An 18,913-nucleotide genomic window follows, 5' to 3' on the forward strand; every position below is an offset into this window, starting at 1 on the left:
CGTCGGCGTCAGTGTTCGTGCCCGCCCGATCCACCTCCTGAGGACGCCCCCGCCGGTGGCTGCGCCACCTCACCCGGCGCGAGCACGACGAACTGCCCCATCAGCCCCTCGTCCTCGTGCCGGAGCAGGTGGCAGTGGTACATGTAGGGCATCGCGGGGTCGCTGTAGTCCTCGAACCGCATCAGCAGCCGGTAGGTCCGTTGTGGCTCGGTGTAGACGGTGTCCTTGCGTCCGGCGAGCTCGGGCGGCGGGGCGTCGCCGTCGATGTCGAGCACCTCGAACTGCACGTCGTGCACGTGGAAGTTGTGCGGCGAGAGGTCCTGGTTGCGGACCTCCCAGATCTCGGTGGTGTCCACCTGCACGGACTCGTCGATCCGCCCCATGTCCATCCGCTGCCCGTTGATCTCCCGCCCCTGGAGCTGGAACGTCCGGGTGGTCGCGACGGCCGCGGCATCGAGCCCGAACTCGGAGAACGCCCCGGCCGGCTCCGAGGACGGGGCGAGCGAGTCCGCGGCCCGCAGTCTCAGCACGTCGAACTCGTCGTTCCCGCCGACCGCGAACGGCACGGCGACCCGCCCGAGTTCCGGCTTGAACGAGTGCAGCATCGCCTCGGTGCCCGGCTCCATCCGGACCAGGATCTCCGCGCGTTCGGCGGGCGAGAGCCGGATCCGATCGAGCTCGACGGGCGAGCGCAGCAGCCCGCCGTCGCTCGCCACGAGCGTGAACGAGCGGTCGGCGAAGCCGAACGAGTACGTGCGCGCCGTCGAGCCGTTCAGGATCCGCAACCGGACGATCTCGGTGGTGACGTCGAGAACCGCCCCGATCGTCCCGTTCACCATGATCGTCGACCCGAGCAGCCCCACCTCGTTGCCGCCGTCGTCGATGGTGAGTTCGCCGTCGTCGAAGCTCTTGTCCTGCACGATCACCGGGATGTCGTCCACCCCGTACTCGTCCGGCAGGGCGGCGGCCTCGGTCTCGCCGTCGTCGATCAGGAACAGGCCGGCCAGGCCCTGGTAGACGTGCTGCTCGGTGGTGCCGTGCGGGTGCGGGTGGTACCAGAGCGTGGCGCCGGCCTGGTCGATCGTCCACTCCGGGCGCCAGGTCTGGCCGGGCTCGACGCTCTGGTGCGGCCCGCCGTCCATCGCGGCCGGCAGGTGCATGCCGTGCCAGTGCACGCTCGTGGTCTCCGGCAGGGAGTTCGTGACCTCGACGGCGACCCGCTCGCCGCGCTCGGCGCGCAGGGTGGGGCCGAGGAAGTCGCCGTTGAAGCCCCAGGTGGACGTGGTCGCGTCGTCGAGGAACCGGGACGTCCCGGCGCGCGCCTCGAGGGTGAACACACGGGTGCCGTCGGCGGCCACGCTGGACTCGGCCAACGGCGGGATCAGAAGCGGACGGTCGAACGCGTCCGGCTCGGTGACCGGGCTGACGCTCGCCCCGCACGCGGCCAGGCTCCCCGCGGCGACGACCGCCGGTGCCCCGGCGGCAAGCAGCAACAACGTCCGACGGCGCAGGCTCGCTCGGTCCGGTGTCCTCGCCCCGGTCATCGCAACAGCCTCTGCAGGCCGAGCGCGATCAGGCCGGTCACGGCACCGAACAGGGTCTGGACGGCGAGGATCGGGATCGCCGCGAACGGCAGCGCGATCAGCCCCTCACCGAGCCCGGCGGGCGCCAGGATGACGTCGACCAGCAGGGTGATCACCCCGGAGGCGAGCCCGGCCAGCGTCAGGGTCGCCAGCGGGCGGGCGACCCTGGCGAGCAGGACCACGGCGATCCAGGCGATCGCGATCACCGAGCGCAGCACGAGGGCGCGCTCGGGGCCGCCGAACTCGTCGGCGATCGGGCTGGCCGCGGTGAGCGGCCAGAGCAGGGTGAGGGCGCCGAGGCCGACGATCAGCACCCAGGACAGGGGCGCCGGGGTCGGCTTCGTGGCGGGGGCGGGTGGGCCGGGACGGCCCTGGTAAGGGGCCGGGCCCGCATTGCCGGACGCCGAGGCGTGGTGCTGCTCGAAGTGCCGGGACGTGACCTCGGCCGGCAGCGCGCGCCGGGGGTCGGGGTTGCCTCGTTCGGGTTGTGTGCTCATGTCCTCGACGCTAGGAATCCACGCCCGCGCACACATCGGCCCGGAGGTGCGTCCGGCCGTCGCAGGTTGTCGGTACCCGATGTCGCTCCCAGGCGACTGCGATCCCCGACCCCTGCGGGATGTCCCCCAGGGGTGGTTCTTCCTAGGCTGGGGGACATGCGAGCCGGCGAGGTGGACCCGAGGGTGCTCGACGCGCTCCTCGGCGTCGGCATCGCCATGAGCGTCGCGCTGTTGATCCTCGCCGACCCGGGCCGGGTCGATCCCGAGCCCGCACCCGCGGTCGCGTACCTGTTCGCCGTCGGGTTCGGGCTGCTGATGGCGATCCGACGGCGGTTCTCGCGGCTGGTGCTGGTGCTCACCGTCGCGGGGGTGTTCGTGTACTACGCGCTCGGGTTCCCGCCGATCGGGATCGCGCTGCCCGGGGTCGCGGCGCTGTACTCCGCGTCGGAGCAGGGGCACCCCTGGTGGTCCGCCGCCTGGAGCGCCCTGCTCATCGGCGTCGCGGCCTACTTCCGGATCGCCGAGGGTCAGCCGACGGCGTACCTGCTCGGGTACGAGCTGCTCACCAATGTGGCGCTCGCCGCCGCCGCCATCGCCCTCGGGGTGAGCGTGCGGACCCGCAGGCGGGCTCGCGCCCAGGCCGAGCGGATCGCCGCCCTGACCAGTGCCGAGCAGCAGTATCTCGCCGACCAGCGGCTGCAGACCGAACGGGTCCAGATCGCCCGGGACGTCCACGACGTCGTCGGTCACACGCTGTCGGTGGTCGCCGTGCACGCGAACGTCGCGGACGAGGCGATCGGGCACGACGACGAGGCCGCACACCACGCCGTCGCCCAGATCCGGGCGACGACCGCCGAGACCATGGGGGAGCTGCGGGCCACGGTCCGGCTGCTCCGCGACCCCGGCACCGTCGCCCCCGGCCTGGCCGGGCTGGCGCGGCTCACCGACCCCGCGCGCGAGGCCGGCCTCGAGGTCGGCACCGAGGTCGACGTCCCCGAGGGGGCACTCTCGGGGGCGATCGACGCCGCCGCCTACCGGATCGTCCAGGAGTCACTGACGAACGTGCTCCGGCACGCGCGGGCGCACCGGGTCGAGATCTCGGCGGAGGTCGCCGACGGTCGCCTGCACCTCAGCGTGGTGGACGACGGGGTCGGTGCCGGACGGGATGCCGGGAGTGCCGCGGGCGCCGGAGGTCACGGCATCGCCGGGATGTCCGAGCGAGCCAACCTGCTCGGCGGCACCCTGACCGCGCGACCCCGGCAGGGCGGCGGCTTCGCGGTGCACGCGCATCTGCCGGCGAGGCTGGACAGATGACGAACGCAGCCGCGCTCGGATCCACGACGACCGCGCCCGGACCGAACACGGTGGCGACCGGGCTGACCGATGGTGCGCGCGACGACCGAGACCCGACCGATCACCGACCGATGAGGCACCCGCGATGACCCCGGACCCACCCGCCCCGATCCGCGTCGTCATGGCCGACGACTCCACCCTGGTCCGCGCGGGCCTGCTCGCGCTCGCCACCCATGAGGGGGACATCGAGGTCGTCGCCCAGGCCGGCACCGGCAGGGAGGCGATCGCTCAGGCGCGGCGGACCCACCCCGACGTCGTCCTGATGGATCTGCGGATGCCGGAGCTGGACGGGATCGAGGCGACCGCCGCCATCGGCGCCGACCCCGACCTCGCCGACGTCCGTGTGCTGGTGCTGACCACGTTCGACGAGGACTCCGACATCCTCGAGGCGATCCGTGCCGGAGCCAGCGGCTACCTGCTCAAGGACGTGGCGCCGTCGGACCTGCGGAACGCGATCCGCACGGTCGCCGCGGGGGAGGCGACGCTGTCGCCGGCCGTCGCCCGGACCCTGATGCGGCAGGTCGCGGATGCCCCGGTGCCGCGCACCGTCTCCGGCGTGCTCGACTCCCTCACCGAACGCGAGCGCGAGGTGCTCACGCTGATCGGCCGCGGCCGCTCCAACCAGGAGGTGGCGGCCGAGCTGTTCCTCAGCCCGGCCACCGCCCGCACCTACGCCAGCCGGCTGCTGAGCAAGCTGAACGCTCGCGACCGGGCCCAGCTCGTGGTGCTCGCCTACGAGTCCGGCCTGGTCAGCCCGGGTCGGGACTGACCTCGGACGGGGACTGATCTCGAAGGTGGCGGGACGCGATCGGCCGCCTCGCTGGGAGGACCGAGTCACGGGTAGATGTCACCGTCGACGTACACCCAGCGACCGGCGCGCCGCGTGAATGAGCTCCGTTCGTGCAGCTCGCCCGGGCCCGCGGCGGTCCGGAATCCGGCACGGAACTCCACCACGCCGTCGGTGTCGTCGGGTCCGCCGGCTTCGGTGCCCAGGATGGTCAGGCCGAGCCAGGTCAGCCCGGGCGTGGCTTCGATCTCGTCGGGCCGGGTGCGCGGGTGCCAGGTCCGGAACACATGGTCCAACGCCCCGACGGCGTAGCCGCAGTACCGGGACCGCATCAGTTCCGCCGCGGTACTCGCGCACCTCTCCTGCCGGTGCAGGGGGCCGCAACAGGCGTCGTAGGTCGCGCCGCCACCGCACGCGCAGGCACGTTCGAGGCTCACCCGCTCGTGGCCTTACCGCGTGGGTCGGCGCTCTCGAACCCCTCGCGCAGGAACGTGACCACGGCTTCCGGCAGCCCGACCAGGGCGGCCCCGGCGGAGTCGACGTGCACCGAGACCGGGCCGTTCCAGTCGCTCATCCGGACCCGCCCGTCGACCACCCAGTGCGTCCCGATCTGCTCGCGGTCGACGACGACGCCGTATCGCTGCGCCTCGACCGGCGTGCCGCCGGGCGGGGTGACACGCTCGGGCCGCTGCCGTTCCAGCGTGGCCCGGTCGGCGCCGTCGACCGGGTCGGAGTCCTCGAGCCGGATGTAGCGGACGGCGGGCTCACCGGAGGCGATCAGGTCCGCGAGCAGCAGGAACTCCCCGTAGCTCGGCATCGTGTCGGTGTCGAGGCCCGCGCTCACCCGGTCCACCTGCGCCCGCACGGCCTCCGGCTCGGCCCGGTAGGTCGAGGTCTCCCAGGTGCGGGCCCCGTGGGCGAACCGGACCACCGACTCGGCGCGGAGGTACTCGGCGCCCGCGATCGGGAACGCGATCCGGGTCCGCAGGACGAGGTCGTCGAAGAGGCGGTGCACAGCCCCGTCGTGCTCCAGCGTGCCCGAGCGCCCCGAGTGGAAGGTCTCCCAACGGTCCATGCTCCCAACCTGCCAGACCGCTACCCGCTCAGCCACCCGCCGTCGTGCACGAGCAGCGCGATCTGGGTGCGGTTGCCCACCTCAAGCTTGGTCAGCACGGTCGAGACGTACGCCTTCACCGTCGCCACCGACAGGAACAGCGCGACCGCGATCTCGGCGTTCGTGGCGCCCCGGCCGATCTCACGGGCCACCTCCGCCTCCCGCTCGCTGAGCCGGTCGAGACGGCGTCGAGCGGCCTCCCGGGGGCCGACCTCGCCGACCGTCCGCGAGATGAGGTGCCGGGTGACCTCCGGGGAGAGCACCGCGTCGCCGTCGGCCACCCGCGCGAGCGCGGCCACGATCTCCTGCGGCGGCGTGTCCTTGAGCAGGTACCCGCTCGCACCGGCCCGCAACGCACCGACGATCTCGGCGTCCGTGTGGAACGTGGTCAGCACCACCACCTCGGGCGCTCCCGGGGTGGCGCGCAGCCGCTCGGTGGCGGCGATCCCGTCCACCCGGGGCATCCGCAGGTCCATCAGCACCACGTCACTGGGGTGGGCCGCGAGGGCGTCCGGGACCTCGTCGCCGTCGCCCGCCTCGCCGACCACGCGGATCGTGGTGGCGTCGGTGCCGGCTCCGTCGAGCATCATGGTCAGCCCGGCCCGTACCAGCGCGTCGTCGTCGACGATCAGGACCCGGAGGGTGCGCTCGGGGCCTGGTTCCTGCGTCACTGCGTCGGTGTTCCGGGTCACCGTGGCCATGGTAGCCAGGCGGCGACCCGGAACCCTGAGCCGTCCGGGCCGTCCGGGCCGTGGGTGATCCGGCCGCCGGCCAGGTCGACCCGCTCGGCCAACCCGATCAGACCCGCCGAGGACCCGGCGAGGGCGGGGTCCCTCGGCGCGGAGGCGGCGTCGTTGACGACCTCGACGGTCAGTCCCTCGCCCGGCTCGCCGTCCACGCGGACCCGCACCGGCGCACCCGGGGCGTGCTTGCGGGCGTTCGTCAGCGCCTCCTGCACGATCCGGTACCCGGTTCGCGCGGACAGCCCCGGCAGGGTGGCCGGATCGGCGTAGTGGTGGGCGTAGGTGATCTCGGTGCCCGCGGCCCGGGTGGTGGCGACCAGTGCGGCGATCTCGGGCACGTCCGGCTGCGGCCGGGGCCGGTCGTGTGGGTCCCGCAGGTCCTGGCCGGCCGGCCGGTCGGACCCGTCGCCCTCGGGTAGCCGAAGCACCCCGATCACCTCGCGGAGGTCTTCGAGCGCCTCGTGGGTGCCGGTGCGCAACACCGCCGCCGCCCGTGCCACCTGGTCGGCCGGTGCGTCCGGCCGGTACTCCAGCGCCCCGGCATACGTGGCCAGCAACGACAGCCGGTGGGCGAGCACGTCGTGCATCTCCCGGGCGATCCGGGCACGTTCGGCGAGCCGGGCCCTCTCGGCCTGCCGGTCCCGGTCGGCCTCGGCCCGAGCGGCGCGTTCGCGCAGGGACATGACGAGCTCCGCGCGGGACCGGGCCAGGGCCCCGACGCCGAGCAGTGCGGCGTGCGCGGCGGCGTCCAGCAACACGAACCAGAAGGTGTCGATCCCGGGTATCGGCCGCCACAGGTACTGCACCAGGTGCGCCCCGAACCCGATCACGGCGATCCCGACGGCGTCCGGGAGCGGCGCGTTGCGGGCCACGTAGTAGGTGCCCATGGTCGACCCCGGCGTCGCCAGCGGCGACAACGTCGCCAGCACCGCGAGTGCGGCGGCGCCCGGCACCGGACGGCGCACCAGCAGCGGCACAGACGCGACCGAGACCAGGGCGACGCCGATGTCCAGAGCGAGCTCCGCCGTCGTGCTCTCGTCCTGGATCGGGCCGATGAGGCTGACGCCGGCGAGCGCGGCCAGCCCGAGCATCATCACGGCCGTGACCCGCGGAGGCGGGCGCCGCCGGTCCTCGGCGCAGATCTCCTGGAGGGTCCTCACGCCGTTCAGCGTACGAATCGCGGGGCCCACCCCGATACGGCCGAAGGTCGGTACCGCTCGCGCCGCACGGCCGGTGCGTCCTGGCCCCCCGGCCGATACCGGTGCGCGGCGCCGATCGCGACGGTGGAACCGGTGACCGCACGGTGCGGCACCCCCCTCACCGAAGGAGCAGATGATGACGACGACCTCGACCCCCGGCACCCCGACCCCCCGGACCGGCGCGCCCACGGCGACCCGCGCACGCCGCCTGCGCCGGCTTCTCGCCGTGGGCGTGGCCACCGCCGTCGGCATCGGCATCTGGCTGATCGCGGTGCCCGTCCTCGGTGCCGAACTGTCGGTGACCACGCCCGACGGCGCCATGGCGGTCGGACCGGCGTCCGTGCTGGTGGCCGGCGTGGTCGCGGGCCTGGCCGGGTGGGGCTCACTGGCCGTGCTCGAGCGGCTGACCACCGGCGCCGCGAAGGTCTGGACCGTGCTCGCGCTCGCCCTCACCGTGGTCTCCCTGCTGGGGCCGGTCGGGCAGGCGCAGTCGCTGGAGGCCACGCTCGCCCTCGGCGCGATGCACCTGGGCGTCGGCGCGGCGCTGATCGGGCTGCTTCCGGCCCGCGGCACCGGCCCGACCCCCTCGGCAGGTGACCGGTGAGGCCCGCCCACGTGGACGCTCCGTCCCGGACCGCGCTGCTGGCGCCGCTGACCGGTGCCGTACTGGAGATCGGGGCCGGGGACGGAGCGAATCTGGCCAGCTTCGGCCCGGACGTCTCCTGGTGCGGCATCGAGCCGGACCGTCGGCGCCGCAACCGGCTGCTCGCCCGGGCGGACGGCCTCGGCATGGACGTGCAGGTCGACGACGGCTTCGCCGAGCATCTCGAGGCGCCCGATGCCTCGGTCGACGCGGTCGTGAGCACCACGGTGCTGTGCACCGTCCAGGATCCGACGGCGGCGCTCGCCGAGGTCCGGCGGGTGCTGGTCCCGGGTGGCCGGTTCGTGTTCTGGGAGCACGTCGCCGCGCCGGCCTGGACACCGGTGCGGGTGGCTCAGGAGCTCTGGAGCTGGCGAGCGCCCGACGGGTGCCGTGCGAACCGCGACACCCTGACCTCCATCCGCGCCGCGGGCTTCGCGGACGTGCAGGTCTCCACCTTCACCCAGCCTGGCCCCCTCGGCCTGGCGATCCCGTTCATCGCCGGACACGCGACCACGTAGGCCGGCCGAGCGCGTGGTTCCCACGGGTCCGACGGCGCGCAACCGGCGGCAACCGCGCGCTCGGCGGCACGTCATCCGGACTGCGGCCTCGACGGCGGCTGAATGCGTGTGTAGGATGCTGAACGTGCGTTCAACACCGACCGGTCCAGAGCGGTCCGCAGACGACCTGACCGCCCGCGCTCGCATCCGCGACGCGGCGGTCAGGCGGTTCGCGACCGACGGCCTCGCCGCACCGTTGCGGACCATCGCCGCCGACGCCGGCGTCAGCCCGGGCCTGATCCTGCATCACTTCGGCTCCCGGGACGGGCTGCGCGATGAGTGCGACCAGTTCGTGCTGGACGAGATGTTCCGAGCCGATGACGAACTCCTTCGCGACAGTGGCGCGAGCACGGCAGCGGCCTGGCTCGCCGGCCTCGGCCAGCACAGTGCCATGGTCGGCTACATGCTGCGCCTGCTGCAGCACGGCGGGCCGGTGCTGACCGCGTTCGTGGACCGGATGGTCGCCGCCACCGTGGACTACCTCGAGGCCGGGGTCGCGGACGGGTCGATCCGACCGAGCCTGGCGCCCAGGGCCCGGGCGCGGTACATCGTCGAGTCGAGTCTCGGGGCCCTGCTGCTGCGCATGCCGGCGGCCCGGGACCGGCTCGACCTGGATGCGCTCGCGGACGTCCTGCAGGCCTACACCGAGGAGGTCACGGTGCCGACCCTCGAGCTCTACACGGAGGGCCTGCTCGTCGACCGCAGCCTGCTGGAGGCGTTCGCCGCGAACCTGCCGGGCGAGTCCCCGGGCACCGAACCGGAACAGGAAGGGCATCACACATGACTGCGATCCGCACCGAGAACCTCGTCAAGACGTTCGGCACCACCCGGGCGCTCGACGGGTTCGACCTGACCGTCGAGACCGGCCAGGTGGCCGGCTTCCTGGGCCCGAACGGCGCCGGTAAGTCCACCACCATCCGGGTCCTGCTCGGGATGCTGCGCGCCGACTCCGGCAGCGCGAGCGTGCTCGGAATGGACCCCTTCCGCGACGCCGTCGCGGTGCACCGCCGCCTCGCCTACGTGGCCGGCGACGTGAGCCTGTGGCCGAACCTGACCGGCGGTGAGATCGTCGACCTGCTCACCCGCATCCACGGCGGCACGCCGCGGCGGGACGCCCGCCGGGCCGACCTCCTCGACCGGTTCGAGCTGGACCCGACGAAGAAGGCGCGCACCTACTCCAAGGGCAACCGGCAGAAGGTCGCACTCGTGGCGGCGCTGTGCACCGACGCCGAGCTGTACCTGTTCGACGAGCCGACCTCGGGTCTTGACCCGCTGATGGAGGCCGTGTTCACCGACGAGGTCAGGGCCCTGCGCGACGCCGGGCACACCGTGCTGCTGTCCAGCCACATCCTGGCCGAGGTCGAGAAGCTCTGCGACACGGTCACGATCATCCGCTCCGGCCGGGCGGTGGAGACCGGCACGCTCGGCGACCTGCGCCACCTCACTCGGTCCTCGGTGACCGCCACCACCGCGGCCGATCCCGCTCGACTGGCCGCGCTGCCGGGCGTGCACGACCTGGTGGCCGAGGACGCCCGGGTGCGGTTCGACGTCGACGACGCCGAGATCAGCGGCGTTCTGGCGGCCCTGAACGAGGCCGGCGTGTCCCACCTGACCGTGGCGCCGCCGTCGCTCGAGGAGCTCTTCATGCGGCACTACGGCGACGAGACCGTCGCGGCGGGGGCCTGAGCCATGACCGCGACCACGCAGACCCACCACGCCGCGCACCGCGCACCCGCGGATCGGCAGCGACGCAGCGGGACATCGGTGCGCGAACCCTGGGCCGGGACCGGGCAGCTGCTCCGGCTGGCGCTGCGGCGGGACCGGATCCGGATCCTGATCTGGTTCGTCGCGATCGTCGGGACCGTCGCGGCCACCGTCCCCGCCCTCGAGGTCGCCTATCCGGACGCCGCGGCCCGGCAGGCCCGTGCCGCGATCCTGACGAACCCGTCCGCGGTCATGATGACCGGGCCCGCGTTCGGCCTCGACGACTACACGCTCGGCGCGATGGTCGCCAACGAGCTGAGCCTGAGCCTGTTCGTCACGGTCGCCGTGATGAGCGTCCTGCTGACCGTCCGGCACACCCGATCGGAGGAGGAGGCAGGCCGGACCGAGCTCCTGCGCGGGCTGCCGGTTGGTCACTACGCGCCGGCGACGGCGGCCCTCGTCCATGTCGCGGGCGTGAACCTCGTGATCGGGGCCGGCACGGCGCTGGCGCTGCTCGGCGGTGGCCTGGAGGTCGCCGGCAGCGCCGCGATGGGGTTGGCGACGGCGGTGACCGGACTCGTGTTCGGCGCCGTCGCCGCGGTCACGACGCAGGTGACGGCGCACGCGCGCGCCGCGACCGGGATGGCCATGGTGGTCCTCGCCGCCGCGTTCGTGGCCCGCGGGGTCGGCGACGTGATCGACTCGCAGGGATCCTGGCTGTCCTGGCTCTCCCCGCTCGCGTGGGCGCAGCAGACCCGGCTCTTCGTGGACCTGCGGTGGTGGCCGCTGGCCCTCTCGCTCGCGCTGACCGTCGTCCTGCTCGCGGTCTCCGTGCGGCTGGCCCGGCGGCGCGACCTCGGCGCGGGCCTGCGCCCGGAGCGCGGCGGACGGGCGGCCGCGAACCCGATCCTGCTGAGCGGACAGGGCTTGGCCCTGCGGCTGCTGCGGGGCACGATCATCGGATGGTCGGTCGGCCTGGTGCTGATGGCGATCACGTTCGGCAGCCTCGCGAACTCGCTCGAGGACATGCTCGCCGAGGTCCCGGACCTCGGCGCCTGGATCGGGATGGGCGGCGGCGACCTGATCGACGCGTTCGCGGGCGCGATGCTGTCCTTCCTGGTGTTCGGCGTCGGGGCGTTCGCGGTCGGGGCGGTGCTGCGGCTCAAGACCGAGGAGGAGGGCGGGCGCGGCGAGGCCGTACTGGCCACCGGTGCCTCCCGCCTCGGCTGGGTCGCGAACTGGTTCGCCGTGGTGGTCGTGGCGTCGATCGTGATGCTGGTGCTGTCCGGGCTCGGGCTTGGGCTCGGCGTGCAGGCGGCGACCGGGTCCGCGGACGCGATCGGACGGCTCGCCGTGTCGTCGCTGGCCTACCTGCCCGCGGTGCTGGTGATGGCCGCGCTCGCGCTCGCGCTGTTCGGGCTCGTGCCGCCGCTGGCGGGACTCGCCTGGGTGCTGGTCGCCTGGGTCGTCTTCGTCGGCTGGGTGGGTGCCCTGCTGGACCTGCCGGCGGGACTGATGGGTATCTCGCCCGTGGACCGCACCCCGACGGTGCCGGTCGAGGCGGCCGACCCCGGCCCGCTCCTGGTGCTCACGGCGATCGCCGCGGTCCTGACCATCGGTGGCCTGCTCGGGATCCGCCGTCGGGACATCCGCTCCAGCTAGCCGGGCGGAATCAGGCCGGGGGGCGCGTGGCCCGTCCGCCTGCCACCTCCCGCGACCCGCGCGGCGAGGACGTTGCCAAGCCCTCGAATCAGCCGGGCCCGCCGACCATCTCGAGGGAGCGGCGGCTGAATCGCTGGGTCGCCGGTCCGGGACGCGGGTGGCGAATGCTCGCCCGCGGGCCGGCCGCGCCCTACGGTGGGACCGGGCGCCGCGAACTCCGGCGCCGTGGCCGGCGCCGACGCCGGGCACCGCATCGGAGAGCGAGGGTCGCCGGCGATGAGGGAGCAGGAACAGGCCTTCCGCCCCCGGCTGCGCGGCGCGGCCGTGACGGCGTTCGTGTGCGCCGTCGTGCTGACCCTCGCGTGCGTGGTGGAGGCCGGACTCGCCGGCTGGGTGACCGGGGAGCGGATGCCCCGACCGCGGGCGGACGGCGCCCAGGAGTTCCTGCGCGCCCATGACGAGTTGCTCCTGGGCATCGGCGGGCTGTACCTGCTCGCGGCGGGTGCGCTGCTGGTGTTCGGACTCGTGGTGCCGCGGGCGGTACCGTCCGAGCGACGGCTCGGGCTGGCGCACCTCGCTGCCGTGGCGGCGCTGACGGTCGCCGCCGGCGCGGGACTCGCCTTGGCCTTCTCGGGGGCGATGGGCAGCGAACGGGCGGTGCAGGTGCTGCACGCCACGCTCACCGTGGTCGGTGGCCCGGTGCACGTGGCGACGCTCGGCCTCTACGTGCTCGCGCTGTCCCGGTCGGCCGCCTACTCACCACCGGAGCGGGTGATCGGTGTCGTCGCCGCGGTGGTGGCGGTGATGGGGCTGCTCGCCCTGCCGGTCGTGCCCTGGGGCCCGGTGTCCACGGCCGGGCGGATCCTGTGCCTGGTGTGGCTGCTCGTCACGACGAACCGGCTCGCGCTGCGCAGTCCCTACTGAGGACCGCGCCGGTCGGCTCCGGCGTCCTCGGCGGCCGCGCCGAACCAGGTCGGCAGGTGCCGAAGCAGATCGTCGGCGTCGTCACCGATCCATGCGACGTGCCCGTCCGGACGGAGCAGTACCGCGGGTGCGTCCAGCTCCGCGGCGCCGTCCGCGACGTGGTCGACCCGGTCCGTCCACCCGGCCACGGAGAGTTCGCCGGTACGGTCCAGCAGGAGTCCGCGGCCGTCGTGCATGAGTTCGTAGAGCCGACCCCGGGACAGGGGCAGGTCACGCAGCCGCCGGCCGAGCAGGGCCGGTCCCTCGCCGAAGTCATAGCGGATCCCGATGCCGCTGACCCGTTCGGCCAGGAACCGGTTGACCTCCTCGATCTCCATCAGCTCGGTCAGCAGCCGGCGCACGGCCTGCGGGCCGGGCTCGGGGGAGATCAGCTCGCTCTGGGCACGGGTGAGGGTCAGGACGGCATCGGCGACCGGACGACGTTCGGTGCCGTAGCTGTCCAGCAGTCCGTCCGGTGCCCACCCGTGGACCTGGGCGGCCAGCTTCCACCCGAGGTTGAAGGCGTCCTGGATGCCGAGGTTGAGACCCTGGCCGCCCAGCGGCGGGTGGACGTGCGCGGCGTCGCCGGCCAGGAGGACCCGACCAACCCGGTAGCGGTCGGCGAGCCTGGTGGCGTCGGTGAACCTGGTCAGGGACCGCGGCGAGTGGGCGCCGAAGTCGGTGCCGGCGTAGGCGCGCAGCTGGGTCCGGAACTCGGTCAGGGTCGGCGGGACCGAACGGTCCTCGGTCACGGTGGCCGCGGGCACCACGGCGCGGTGCAATCCGTCCCCGGTGGGGCCGATGCCGAACCCGCGATGGGTCCTGCGGACCTCGGCCGCGACCGCAGCCAGCTCCTCCGGCGGCGTGGTCACCTCCATCTCGCCGAGGATCCACTCGGTCCTGGCGGGCTCACCGGGGAACCCGACACCGAGCAACCTGCGCACCAGACTGCGGCCGCCGTCGCAGCCGACCAGCCACGGCGCGTGGACCCGGGTGCCGTCGGCGAGGTCGACGCTCACCCCGTCGTCGCCGGAGTCGAGCGCCGTCAGCTCGACGCCACGCCGGATCTCGGCGCCGAGGTCCTCGGCGCGCTCGGCCAGCAGCCGGTCGGTGACCGGCTGGGGAATGCCGAGCACGTACCCGTGCGCGGTGTCCAGGCTCGGCTGCGGCCCTGCGATGCCGGCGAAGTGGCCGACGCCGCCCGGGTACTGCTGCCCGTGGGCCAGGAACTTCTCGAGCAGCCCGCGCTGGTCCAGGATCTCGATGCTTCGTGGGTGCAGGCCGAGGGACCGGACCGCGGTGGTGGGCTCCGGGTCCCGTTCGAGGACGAGGACGTCCACCTTCTGCAGCCGCAGTTCCGCGGCCAGCATCATCCCGGTCGGCCCGCCGCCGCTGATGATCACGTCGACCATGTGCGTGGCTCCCGCTGCTACAGCGCCTTCGCGAAGCAGCGCGAGTCCATGGAGTCCTCGTACGGCTCGTAGTTGTCGATGATCCGGTAGCCCTCGGAGGAGTACAGCCCGATCGCCTCCTCGAGCAGCACGCCGGTCTCGAGGACGAGCTGGGTGACCTTGCGCTCGACGGCGATCGCCTCGAGCTCCCGCAGGATCACCTTGGCCAGGCCCCTGCGGCGCTGCTCGGGGACCACGTACATCCGGTTCAGTTCGGCGGTGCCGGCTTGGAACGCGGGCGCCGGGTCGCGCAGGACGCCGCAGCCGACGGCCACGCCGGCCTCGTCCCGGACCAGCAGGCCGACGGACACCGTTCCCGGTTCGAGGGGCTGCGCGGCCATCTCGTCGCCGTACCGCTCGATCACCTCGGCCTCCTGGGCGGCCACGAGCCGCTGCAGGTCGGGATCGGTCCATTCGACGCGTACCAACGTGGTCATGTCCTACCTCCGCGGGGAATCGGGGCCACCGAGCGACCGGATGCCGTGAACGTTACCCCGAGCATGCCGTCCAGGGCACCGGTCGGGGTTCGCCGGACGGTGCAGCCGGAGAGTGGCGTCCGGGTGAGGCAACGCACGTCAGTCGCCGGTCAGTCGTGGGTCAGCCGCCGGTCAGCGTCAGGAGGATCAGGCCCAGGTTCAGGGCGACCACCGCGACCACGATGCCGGTCAGGACCCACCGGATCACGGGGCCGTTCGCGGACTCGCCCATCAGGGTGCGATCCGACGTCAGGCGGAGCAGCGGCACCAGGGCGAACGGGATCCCGAAGCTCAGCACCACCTGCGAGATCACCAGGGCCCAGGTCGGGTCCACGCCGGCGGCGAGCAGCACCAGCGCCGGCACCAGGGTCACCGCACGGCGGGTCAGCACCGGGATCCGGCGGTGCAGCAGGCCGGCCATGATGGTGGCACCGGCGTAACTGCCGACCGAGGTGGACGCGAGCCCGGAGGCGAGCAGCCCGATCGCGAACACCATGCCGATCGCCGGACCGAGGGCGTCCGTGACCGCGGCGTGGGCGCCCTCGATGGTGTCCGTGCCGGGGACGCCTTGCAGGCTGGACGCGGCGAGCAGCAGCATCGCGATGTTCACGCAGCCCGCCACCCCGAGCGCGGCCACGACGTCCCAGCGGGTCGCCCGGAGCAGGGTCGGGAGCCGGGCCTCGCCCTTGCCGTGCCGGTCCCGTGCCAACGCCGAGTGCACGTAGATCGCGTGCGGCATCACCGTGGCGCCGAGCATCGAGGTCGCCAGCAGGACGCTGTCCGCGCCGGCGAAGTGGGGCACCAGACCGCGGGCCATCTCGCCGCCGTCGGGAGGGTTGACGAACAGACCGGCCACGAACCCGACCGTGATCACGGCGAGCAGCGCGACGATCACGGACTCGAACCGCCGCTGGCCATGCCGGTCCGCGACCAGCAGCATCAGCATCGAGATCACCCCGACGATCAGGCCGCCCAGCGGCAGGGGCAGTCCGAACAGCAGGTTCAGTGCGATCGCGCCACCGATCACCTCGGCCAGGTCGGTGGCCGCCGCGACCAGTTCCGCCTGCGCCCAGTACGCCAGGCGCGGCTTGCGGCGCAGCCGGCGGCCGAGCAGCTCGGGCATCGTGGCGCCGGTGACCAGCCCGAGTTTCGCGGACTGGTACTGGACCAGCACGGCCATCAGGTTCGCCGCCACCAGCACCCACAACAGCAGATATCCGTACCGTGCGCCCGCGGTGAGGTTCGCGGCCACGTTCCCCGGGTCGACGTAGGCGACGGCGGCTACGAAGGCCGGACCGAGCAGCGGAAGGAGGCGACGACGTCGGGCATCGACCTGTGTGTCCGTGGTGCTGGTCGCCACGAGTGCCTCCATGGGAAAAGTTCGGGTGACCGAACTTTAGCCCACTCCGGCCCTCGGCGGTGTGACCAACGGCTCACTTCCGCGCCGCCGTGTCGGACTAAGGTTGGGAGGGTGACTGGACACTATGACGTTGTTGTTCTCGGCGCCGGGCCCGGCGGATACGTCGCTGCCATTCGTGCGGCGCAGCTCGGGCAGAGCGTGGCGATCGTGGAGAAGCAGTACTGGGGCGGTGTCTGCCTGAACGTCGGCTGCATCCCGTCCAAGGCGCTGCTGCGGAACGCGGAACTGGCCCACATCTTCAACCATCAGGCGAACACGTTCGGCATCACCGGTGAGGTGAGCTTTGACTTCGGCGCCGCCTTCGACCGCAGCCGGGACGTCGCCGACGGGCGCGTCAAGGGCGTGCACTTCCTGATGAAGAAGAACAAGATCCGCGAGTACGACGGTCTCGGGTCGTTCGCGGACGCCAAGACCCTGAACGTGGAACTCAGCTCCGGCGGGACCGAGCAGATCACGTTCGACAACGTCATCATCGCCACCGGCTCCACCGTGCGACTGCTGCCCGGTGTCGAGCTGAGCGAGAACGTGGTCACCTACGAGGAGCAGATCCTCACCCGCGACCTGCCCGCCTCGATCGTGGTCGTCGGCGCCGGCGCGATCGGCATGGAGTTCGCGTACGTGCTCAAGAACTACGGCGTGGACGTGACCATCGTCGAGTTCCTCGACCGGGCGCTGCCGAACGAGGACGTCGAGGTCTCCAAGGAGATCACCAAGAGCTACAAGAAGCTCGGCGTGAACATCCTCACCTCCACCAAGGTCGAGACCGTCACCGACGACGGCTCCTCGGTCAAGGTCGCCTACACCGACGCGAAGGGCAACGCCGGCGAGATCGTCGCGGACAAGGTCCTGATGTCGATCGGGTTCGCCCCGCGGGTGGACGGCTACGGCCTGGAGAACACCGGCGTGCAACTGACCGAGCGCGGCGCCATCGCGATCGACGAGCGGATGCGCACGAACGTGCCCGGGATCTACGCGATCGGCGACGTCACCGCGAAGTTGCAGCTCGCGCACGTCGCCGAGGCCCAGGGCGTGGTCGCCGCCGAGACGATCGCCGACGCGGAGACCGTGGAGCTCGGCGACTACCGGATGATGCCGCGCGCCACGTTCTGCCAGCCGCAGGTGGCCAGCTTCGGCCTCACCGAGGCGCAGGCCCGGGACGAGGGCTACGACGTCAAGGTCGTGAAGTTCCCGTTCACCGCGAACGGCAAGGCACACGGCCTCGGCGAGCCCACCGGGTTCGTGAAGCTGGTCGCCGACGCGAAGTACAACGAGCTGCTCGGCGGTCACCTGATCGGCCCGGACGTCTCCGAACTGCTGCCGGAACTGACGCTCGCGCAGAAGTGGGACCTCACGGCGAACGAGCTGGCCCGCAACGTGCACACCCACCCGACGCTGAGCGAGGCGCTGCAGGAGGGCTTCCACGGCCTGACGGGTCACATGATCAACTTCTGATTCGCTCACCGGGGCCACCCTGGCTCGAGTGCGCGGAACCCCTGGTCCGGCGCGGGTTGACCGGGGGCTTGCGCGCACTCATCGCCCAAGGTGCCGGTGAGCGGGTCTGGCGCTGCCGTCGCAACGGGTCCATCATGGGCGCACGGCTCCGGCAGCCGGCCGCCTGCCCCGCATCGCCTCGCGCGTTCGGGATGGTGAATGCCGATCACGCACGGCCTCGTCAACGGACTCGACGAACCCCGCGCGGAGGACGTCGGCAACGCAGGCACCGGATGGTCGCTCCGCCGTGAGGATTCGTCATGAACACCGTGCCCACACCCGATGAGGCCAAGGCGCAGGCCAGGCGCCTGCGCACCGCCCTGACCGCCGCCGGGTTCGAGGTCGGCCATGCGGCCGCGCTCGAACTGATCGCGAGGACCCACGGGCTGGCGGACTGGAACACCCTGACCGGGACCACCCGCACGACCAGCGCCGCAGGCCGCCTAGGGGACCCGAGCGAGACCGCCGGCGGCGCTGCCACGGCGACCTCCGCCGTCGTGCCGATCCTGCGGATGTTCGACTGGGACAAGGCCCAGGACTTCTACCTCGGCTACCTCGGCTGGACCGTCGACTGGGGGCACCGGTTCTCCGATCACTCGCCGCTGTACGTGCAGGTCTCCTCGCCCGACGGTGCGCGGCTGCACCTGTCCGAGCACCACGGCGACGGCACGCCCGGGACCGCGGTGCTCATCGAAGTCGCGGACGCCGGCGCGGTCCACGCCACGCTCTCCGCGAAGGACTACTCGTTCGCTGCGCCGGGCCTGGAGCAGGTGCCCTGGGGGCAGACCGTGACGGTCCACGACCCATCCGGCAACCAGCTCACCTTCCTGCAGGCCGACGGGGATCGGGCCCGCGCCGACCGGGAGCTGCCGCCGATCGTCACCGGGATCACTGTTCCGCTCGAGCCCGGGGCCGCCTTCGATCTGTTCACGTCGTTCAGTTGGTGGGTCGAGTACGGCCGGGAGGTCGGCGCCCCGGTCACGGTCTCGGATGAGGTGGCGTTCGAGAACGGTCGGGGCCGGCTGCCGATCGGGCGCGTGCTGCACCGGCACCGCCCCACGCACTGGGCGATGACGTTCACGCTCGCCCAGGATCCCGCGACGCCGACCCGGCTGGACGTGCACTTCCGGCCTGTCGCCGGCGGCACCGAGGTTCGGCTGGAACACGGAGGCTGGGATGCGCGCAACGGCGAACGGCGTGGGCAGTTCAACGACTGGCCGGTGATCCTGGCGCACTTCGAGGCCGCGGCACGGGCGGTCTGACGCGGCCG

At 72.9% G+C, this 18,913-nt stretch carries 19 protein-coding genes; 10 read left to right on the top strand and 9 right to left on the bottom strand.

Features of this window, described 5'->3' with window-relative positions; genetic code table 11:
* Positions 1 to 8 precede the first annotated feature (8 nt).
* On the bottom strand, positions 9 to 1,544 hold the full coding sequence (locus EXU48_RS01305) for a multicopper oxidase family protein (RefSeq protein WP_133105768.1): 1,536 nt from the start codon (positions 1,542 to 1,544) through the stop codon (positions 9 to 11).
* Positions 1,541 to 2,080 (bottom strand): hypothetical protein, encoded by a 540-nt coding sequence (locus tag EXU48_RS01310; RefSeq protein WP_133105769.1) that lies wholly within the window; start codon positions 2,078 to 2,080, stop codon positions 1,541 to 1,543. The genes EXU48_RS01305 and EXU48_RS01310 overlap by 4 nt, the downstream gene beginning before the upstream one ends.
* Before the next feature lie 156 nt (positions 2,081 to 2,236).
* On the opposite strand from EXU48_RS01310, the gene EXU48_RS01315 reads away from it, so the two are divergent.
* Both EXU48_RS01315 and EXU48_RS01320 read left to right on the top strand, forming a co-directional pair.
* Positions 2,237 to 3,394 (top strand): histidine kinase, encoded by a 1,158-nt coding sequence (locus EXU48_RS01315; RefSeq protein WP_133105770.1) that lies wholly within the window; start codon positions 2,237 to 2,239, stop codon positions 3,392 to 3,394.
* Between the two features lie 124 nt (positions 3,395 to 3,518).
* Positions 3,519 to 4,202 carry a response regulator gene (locus tag EXU48_RS01320; protein WP_133105771.1) on the top strand — a complete coding sequence of 228 codons (684 nt, stop codon included), beginning with the start codon at positions 3,519 to 3,521 and terminating at the stop codon, positions 4,200 to 4,202.
* A gap of 65 nt (positions 4,203 to 4,267) precedes the next feature.
* Here the strand turns inward: EXU48_RS01320 and EXU48_RS01325 are convergent, their stop codons facing one another.
* From EXU48_RS01325 to EXU48_RS01340, 4 genes are read right to left on the bottom strand one after another with little or no spacing between them, the layout of a single operon-like run.
* The gene (locus tag EXU48_RS01325; protein WP_133105772.1) at positions 4,268 to 4,657 is read right to left on the bottom strand and encodes a YchJ family protein; all 390 of its coding nucleotides are present in this window, start codon (positions 4,655 to 4,657) and stop codon (positions 4,268 to 4,270) included.
* Entirely contained in the window at positions 4,654 to 5,295 is a 642-nt protein-coding gene (locus tag EXU48_RS01330; RefSeq protein WP_133105773.1) for a hypothetical protein, read from the bottom strand. Before EXU48_RS01330 ends, EXU48_RS01325 begins: the two co-directional genes overlap by 4 nt.
* Before the next feature lie 20 nt (positions 5,296 to 5,315).
* Entirely contained in the window at positions 5,316 to 6,026 is a 711-nt protein-coding gene (locus tag EXU48_RS01335; protein ID WP_268958135.1) for a response regulator transcription factor, read from the bottom strand.
* Positions 6,023 to 7,237: a sensor histidine kinase gene (locus EXU48_RS01340; RefSeq protein ID WP_207947570.1), complete on the bottom strand. Its 1,215-nt coding sequence runs from the start codon at positions 7,235 to 7,237 to the stop codon at positions 6,023 to 6,025. Before EXU48_RS01340 ends, EXU48_RS01335 begins: the two co-directional genes overlap by 4 nt.
* Before the next feature lie 175 nt (positions 7,238 to 7,412).
* On the opposite strand from EXU48_RS01340, the gene EXU48_RS01345 reads away from it, so the two are divergent.
* The 6 genes from EXU48_RS01345 to EXU48_RS01370 all read left to right on the top strand — a co-directional run bounded on the left by EXU48_RS01345 (position 7,413) and on the right by EXU48_RS01370 (position 12,766).
* Positions 7,413 to 7,880 (top strand): DUF6069 family protein, encoded by a 468-nt coding sequence (locus tag EXU48_RS01345; protein WP_207947571.1) that lies wholly within the window; start codon positions 7,413 to 7,415, stop codon positions 7,878 to 7,880.
* 11 nt (positions 7,881 to 7,891) lie between these two features.
* Positions 7,892 to 8,437: a class I SAM-dependent methyltransferase gene (locus EXU48_RS01350; RefSeq protein WP_207947572.1), complete on the top strand. Its 546-nt coding sequence runs from the start codon at positions 7,892 to 7,894 to the stop codon at positions 8,435 to 8,437.
* A gap of 124 nt (positions 8,438 to 8,561) precedes the next feature.
* A complete protein-coding gene (locus EXU48_RS01355; RefSeq protein WP_235856772.1) occupies positions 8,562 to 9,260 on the top strand; it encodes a TetR/AcrR family transcriptional regulator in 699 nt (232 codons plus the stop codon).
* Positions 9,257 to 10,162, top strand: coding sequence for an ABC transporter ATP-binding protein (locus EXU48_RS01360; protein WP_133105777.1), 906 nt, complete (start codon positions 9,257 to 9,259; stop codon positions 10,160 to 10,162). Before EXU48_RS01355 ends, EXU48_RS01360 begins: the two co-directional genes overlap by 4 nt.
* Positions 10,163 to 10,165: 3 nt before the next feature.
* Complete coding sequence (locus EXU48_RS24395) at positions 10,166 to 11,842, top strand: ABC transporter permease (RefSeq protein ID WP_165962647.1); 1,677 nt, start codon at positions 10,166 to 10,168, stop codon at positions 11,840 to 11,842.
* Between the two features lie 276 nt (positions 11,843 to 12,118).
* Positions 12,119 to 12,766 carry a hypothetical protein gene (locus EXU48_RS01370; RefSeq protein WP_133105778.1) on the top strand — a complete coding sequence of 216 codons (648 nt, stop codon included), beginning with the start codon at positions 12,119 to 12,121 and terminating at the stop codon, positions 12,764 to 12,766.
* Here the strand turns inward: EXU48_RS01370 and rox are convergent.
* The 3 genes from rox to EXU48_RS01385 all read right to left on the bottom strand — a co-directional run bounded on the left by rox (position 12,760) and on the right by EXU48_RS01385 (position 16,092).
* On the bottom strand, positions 12,760 to 14,217 hold the full coding sequence (gene rox / locus EXU48_RS01375; protein ID WP_133105779.1) for a rifampin monooxygenase: 1,458 nt from the start codon (positions 14,215 to 14,217) through the stop codon (positions 12,760 to 12,762). The two genes, EXU48_RS01370 and rox, sit on opposite strands and share 7 nt — an antisense overlap.
* Positions 14,218 to 14,234: 17 nt before the next feature.
* The gene (locus EXU48_RS01380; protein ID WP_133105780.1) at positions 14,235 to 14,693 is read right to left on the bottom strand and encodes a GNAT family N-acetyltransferase; all 459 of its coding nucleotides are present in this window, start codon (positions 14,691 to 14,693) and stop codon (positions 14,235 to 14,237) included.
* A gap of 160 nt (positions 14,694 to 14,853) precedes the next feature.
* Positions 14,854 to 16,092: an Nramp family divalent metal transporter gene (locus EXU48_RS01385; protein ID WP_235856773.1), complete on the bottom strand. Its 1,239-nt coding sequence runs from the start codon at positions 16,090 to 16,092 to the stop codon at positions 14,854 to 14,856.
* A 111-nt stretch (positions 16,093 to 16,203) separates the two neighbouring features.
* Between EXU48_RS01385 and lpdA the strand changes: the two genes are divergently transcribed.
* Positions 16,204 to 17,604 (top strand): dihydrolipoyl dehydrogenase, encoded by a 1,401-nt coding sequence (gene lpdA / locus EXU48_RS01390; RefSeq protein WP_133105782.1) that lies wholly within the window; start codon positions 16,204 to 16,206, stop codon positions 17,602 to 17,604.
* A gap of 299 nt (positions 17,605 to 17,903) precedes the next feature.
* Positions 17,904 to 18,905, top strand: a complete 1,002-nt coding sequence (locus EXU48_RS01395) for a glyoxalase superfamily protein (protein WP_133105783.1) — start codon at positions 17,904 to 17,906, stop codon at positions 18,903 to 18,905.
* Positions 18,906 to 18,913 lie beyond the last annotated feature (8 nt).

The sequence above is a fragment of the Occultella glacieicola genome (genome assembly GCF_004353825.1).
In the GTDB taxonomy this organism is placed as follows: domain Bacteria; phylum Actinomycetota; class Actinomycetes; order Actinomycetales; family Beutenbergiaceae; genus Occultella; species Occultella glacieicola.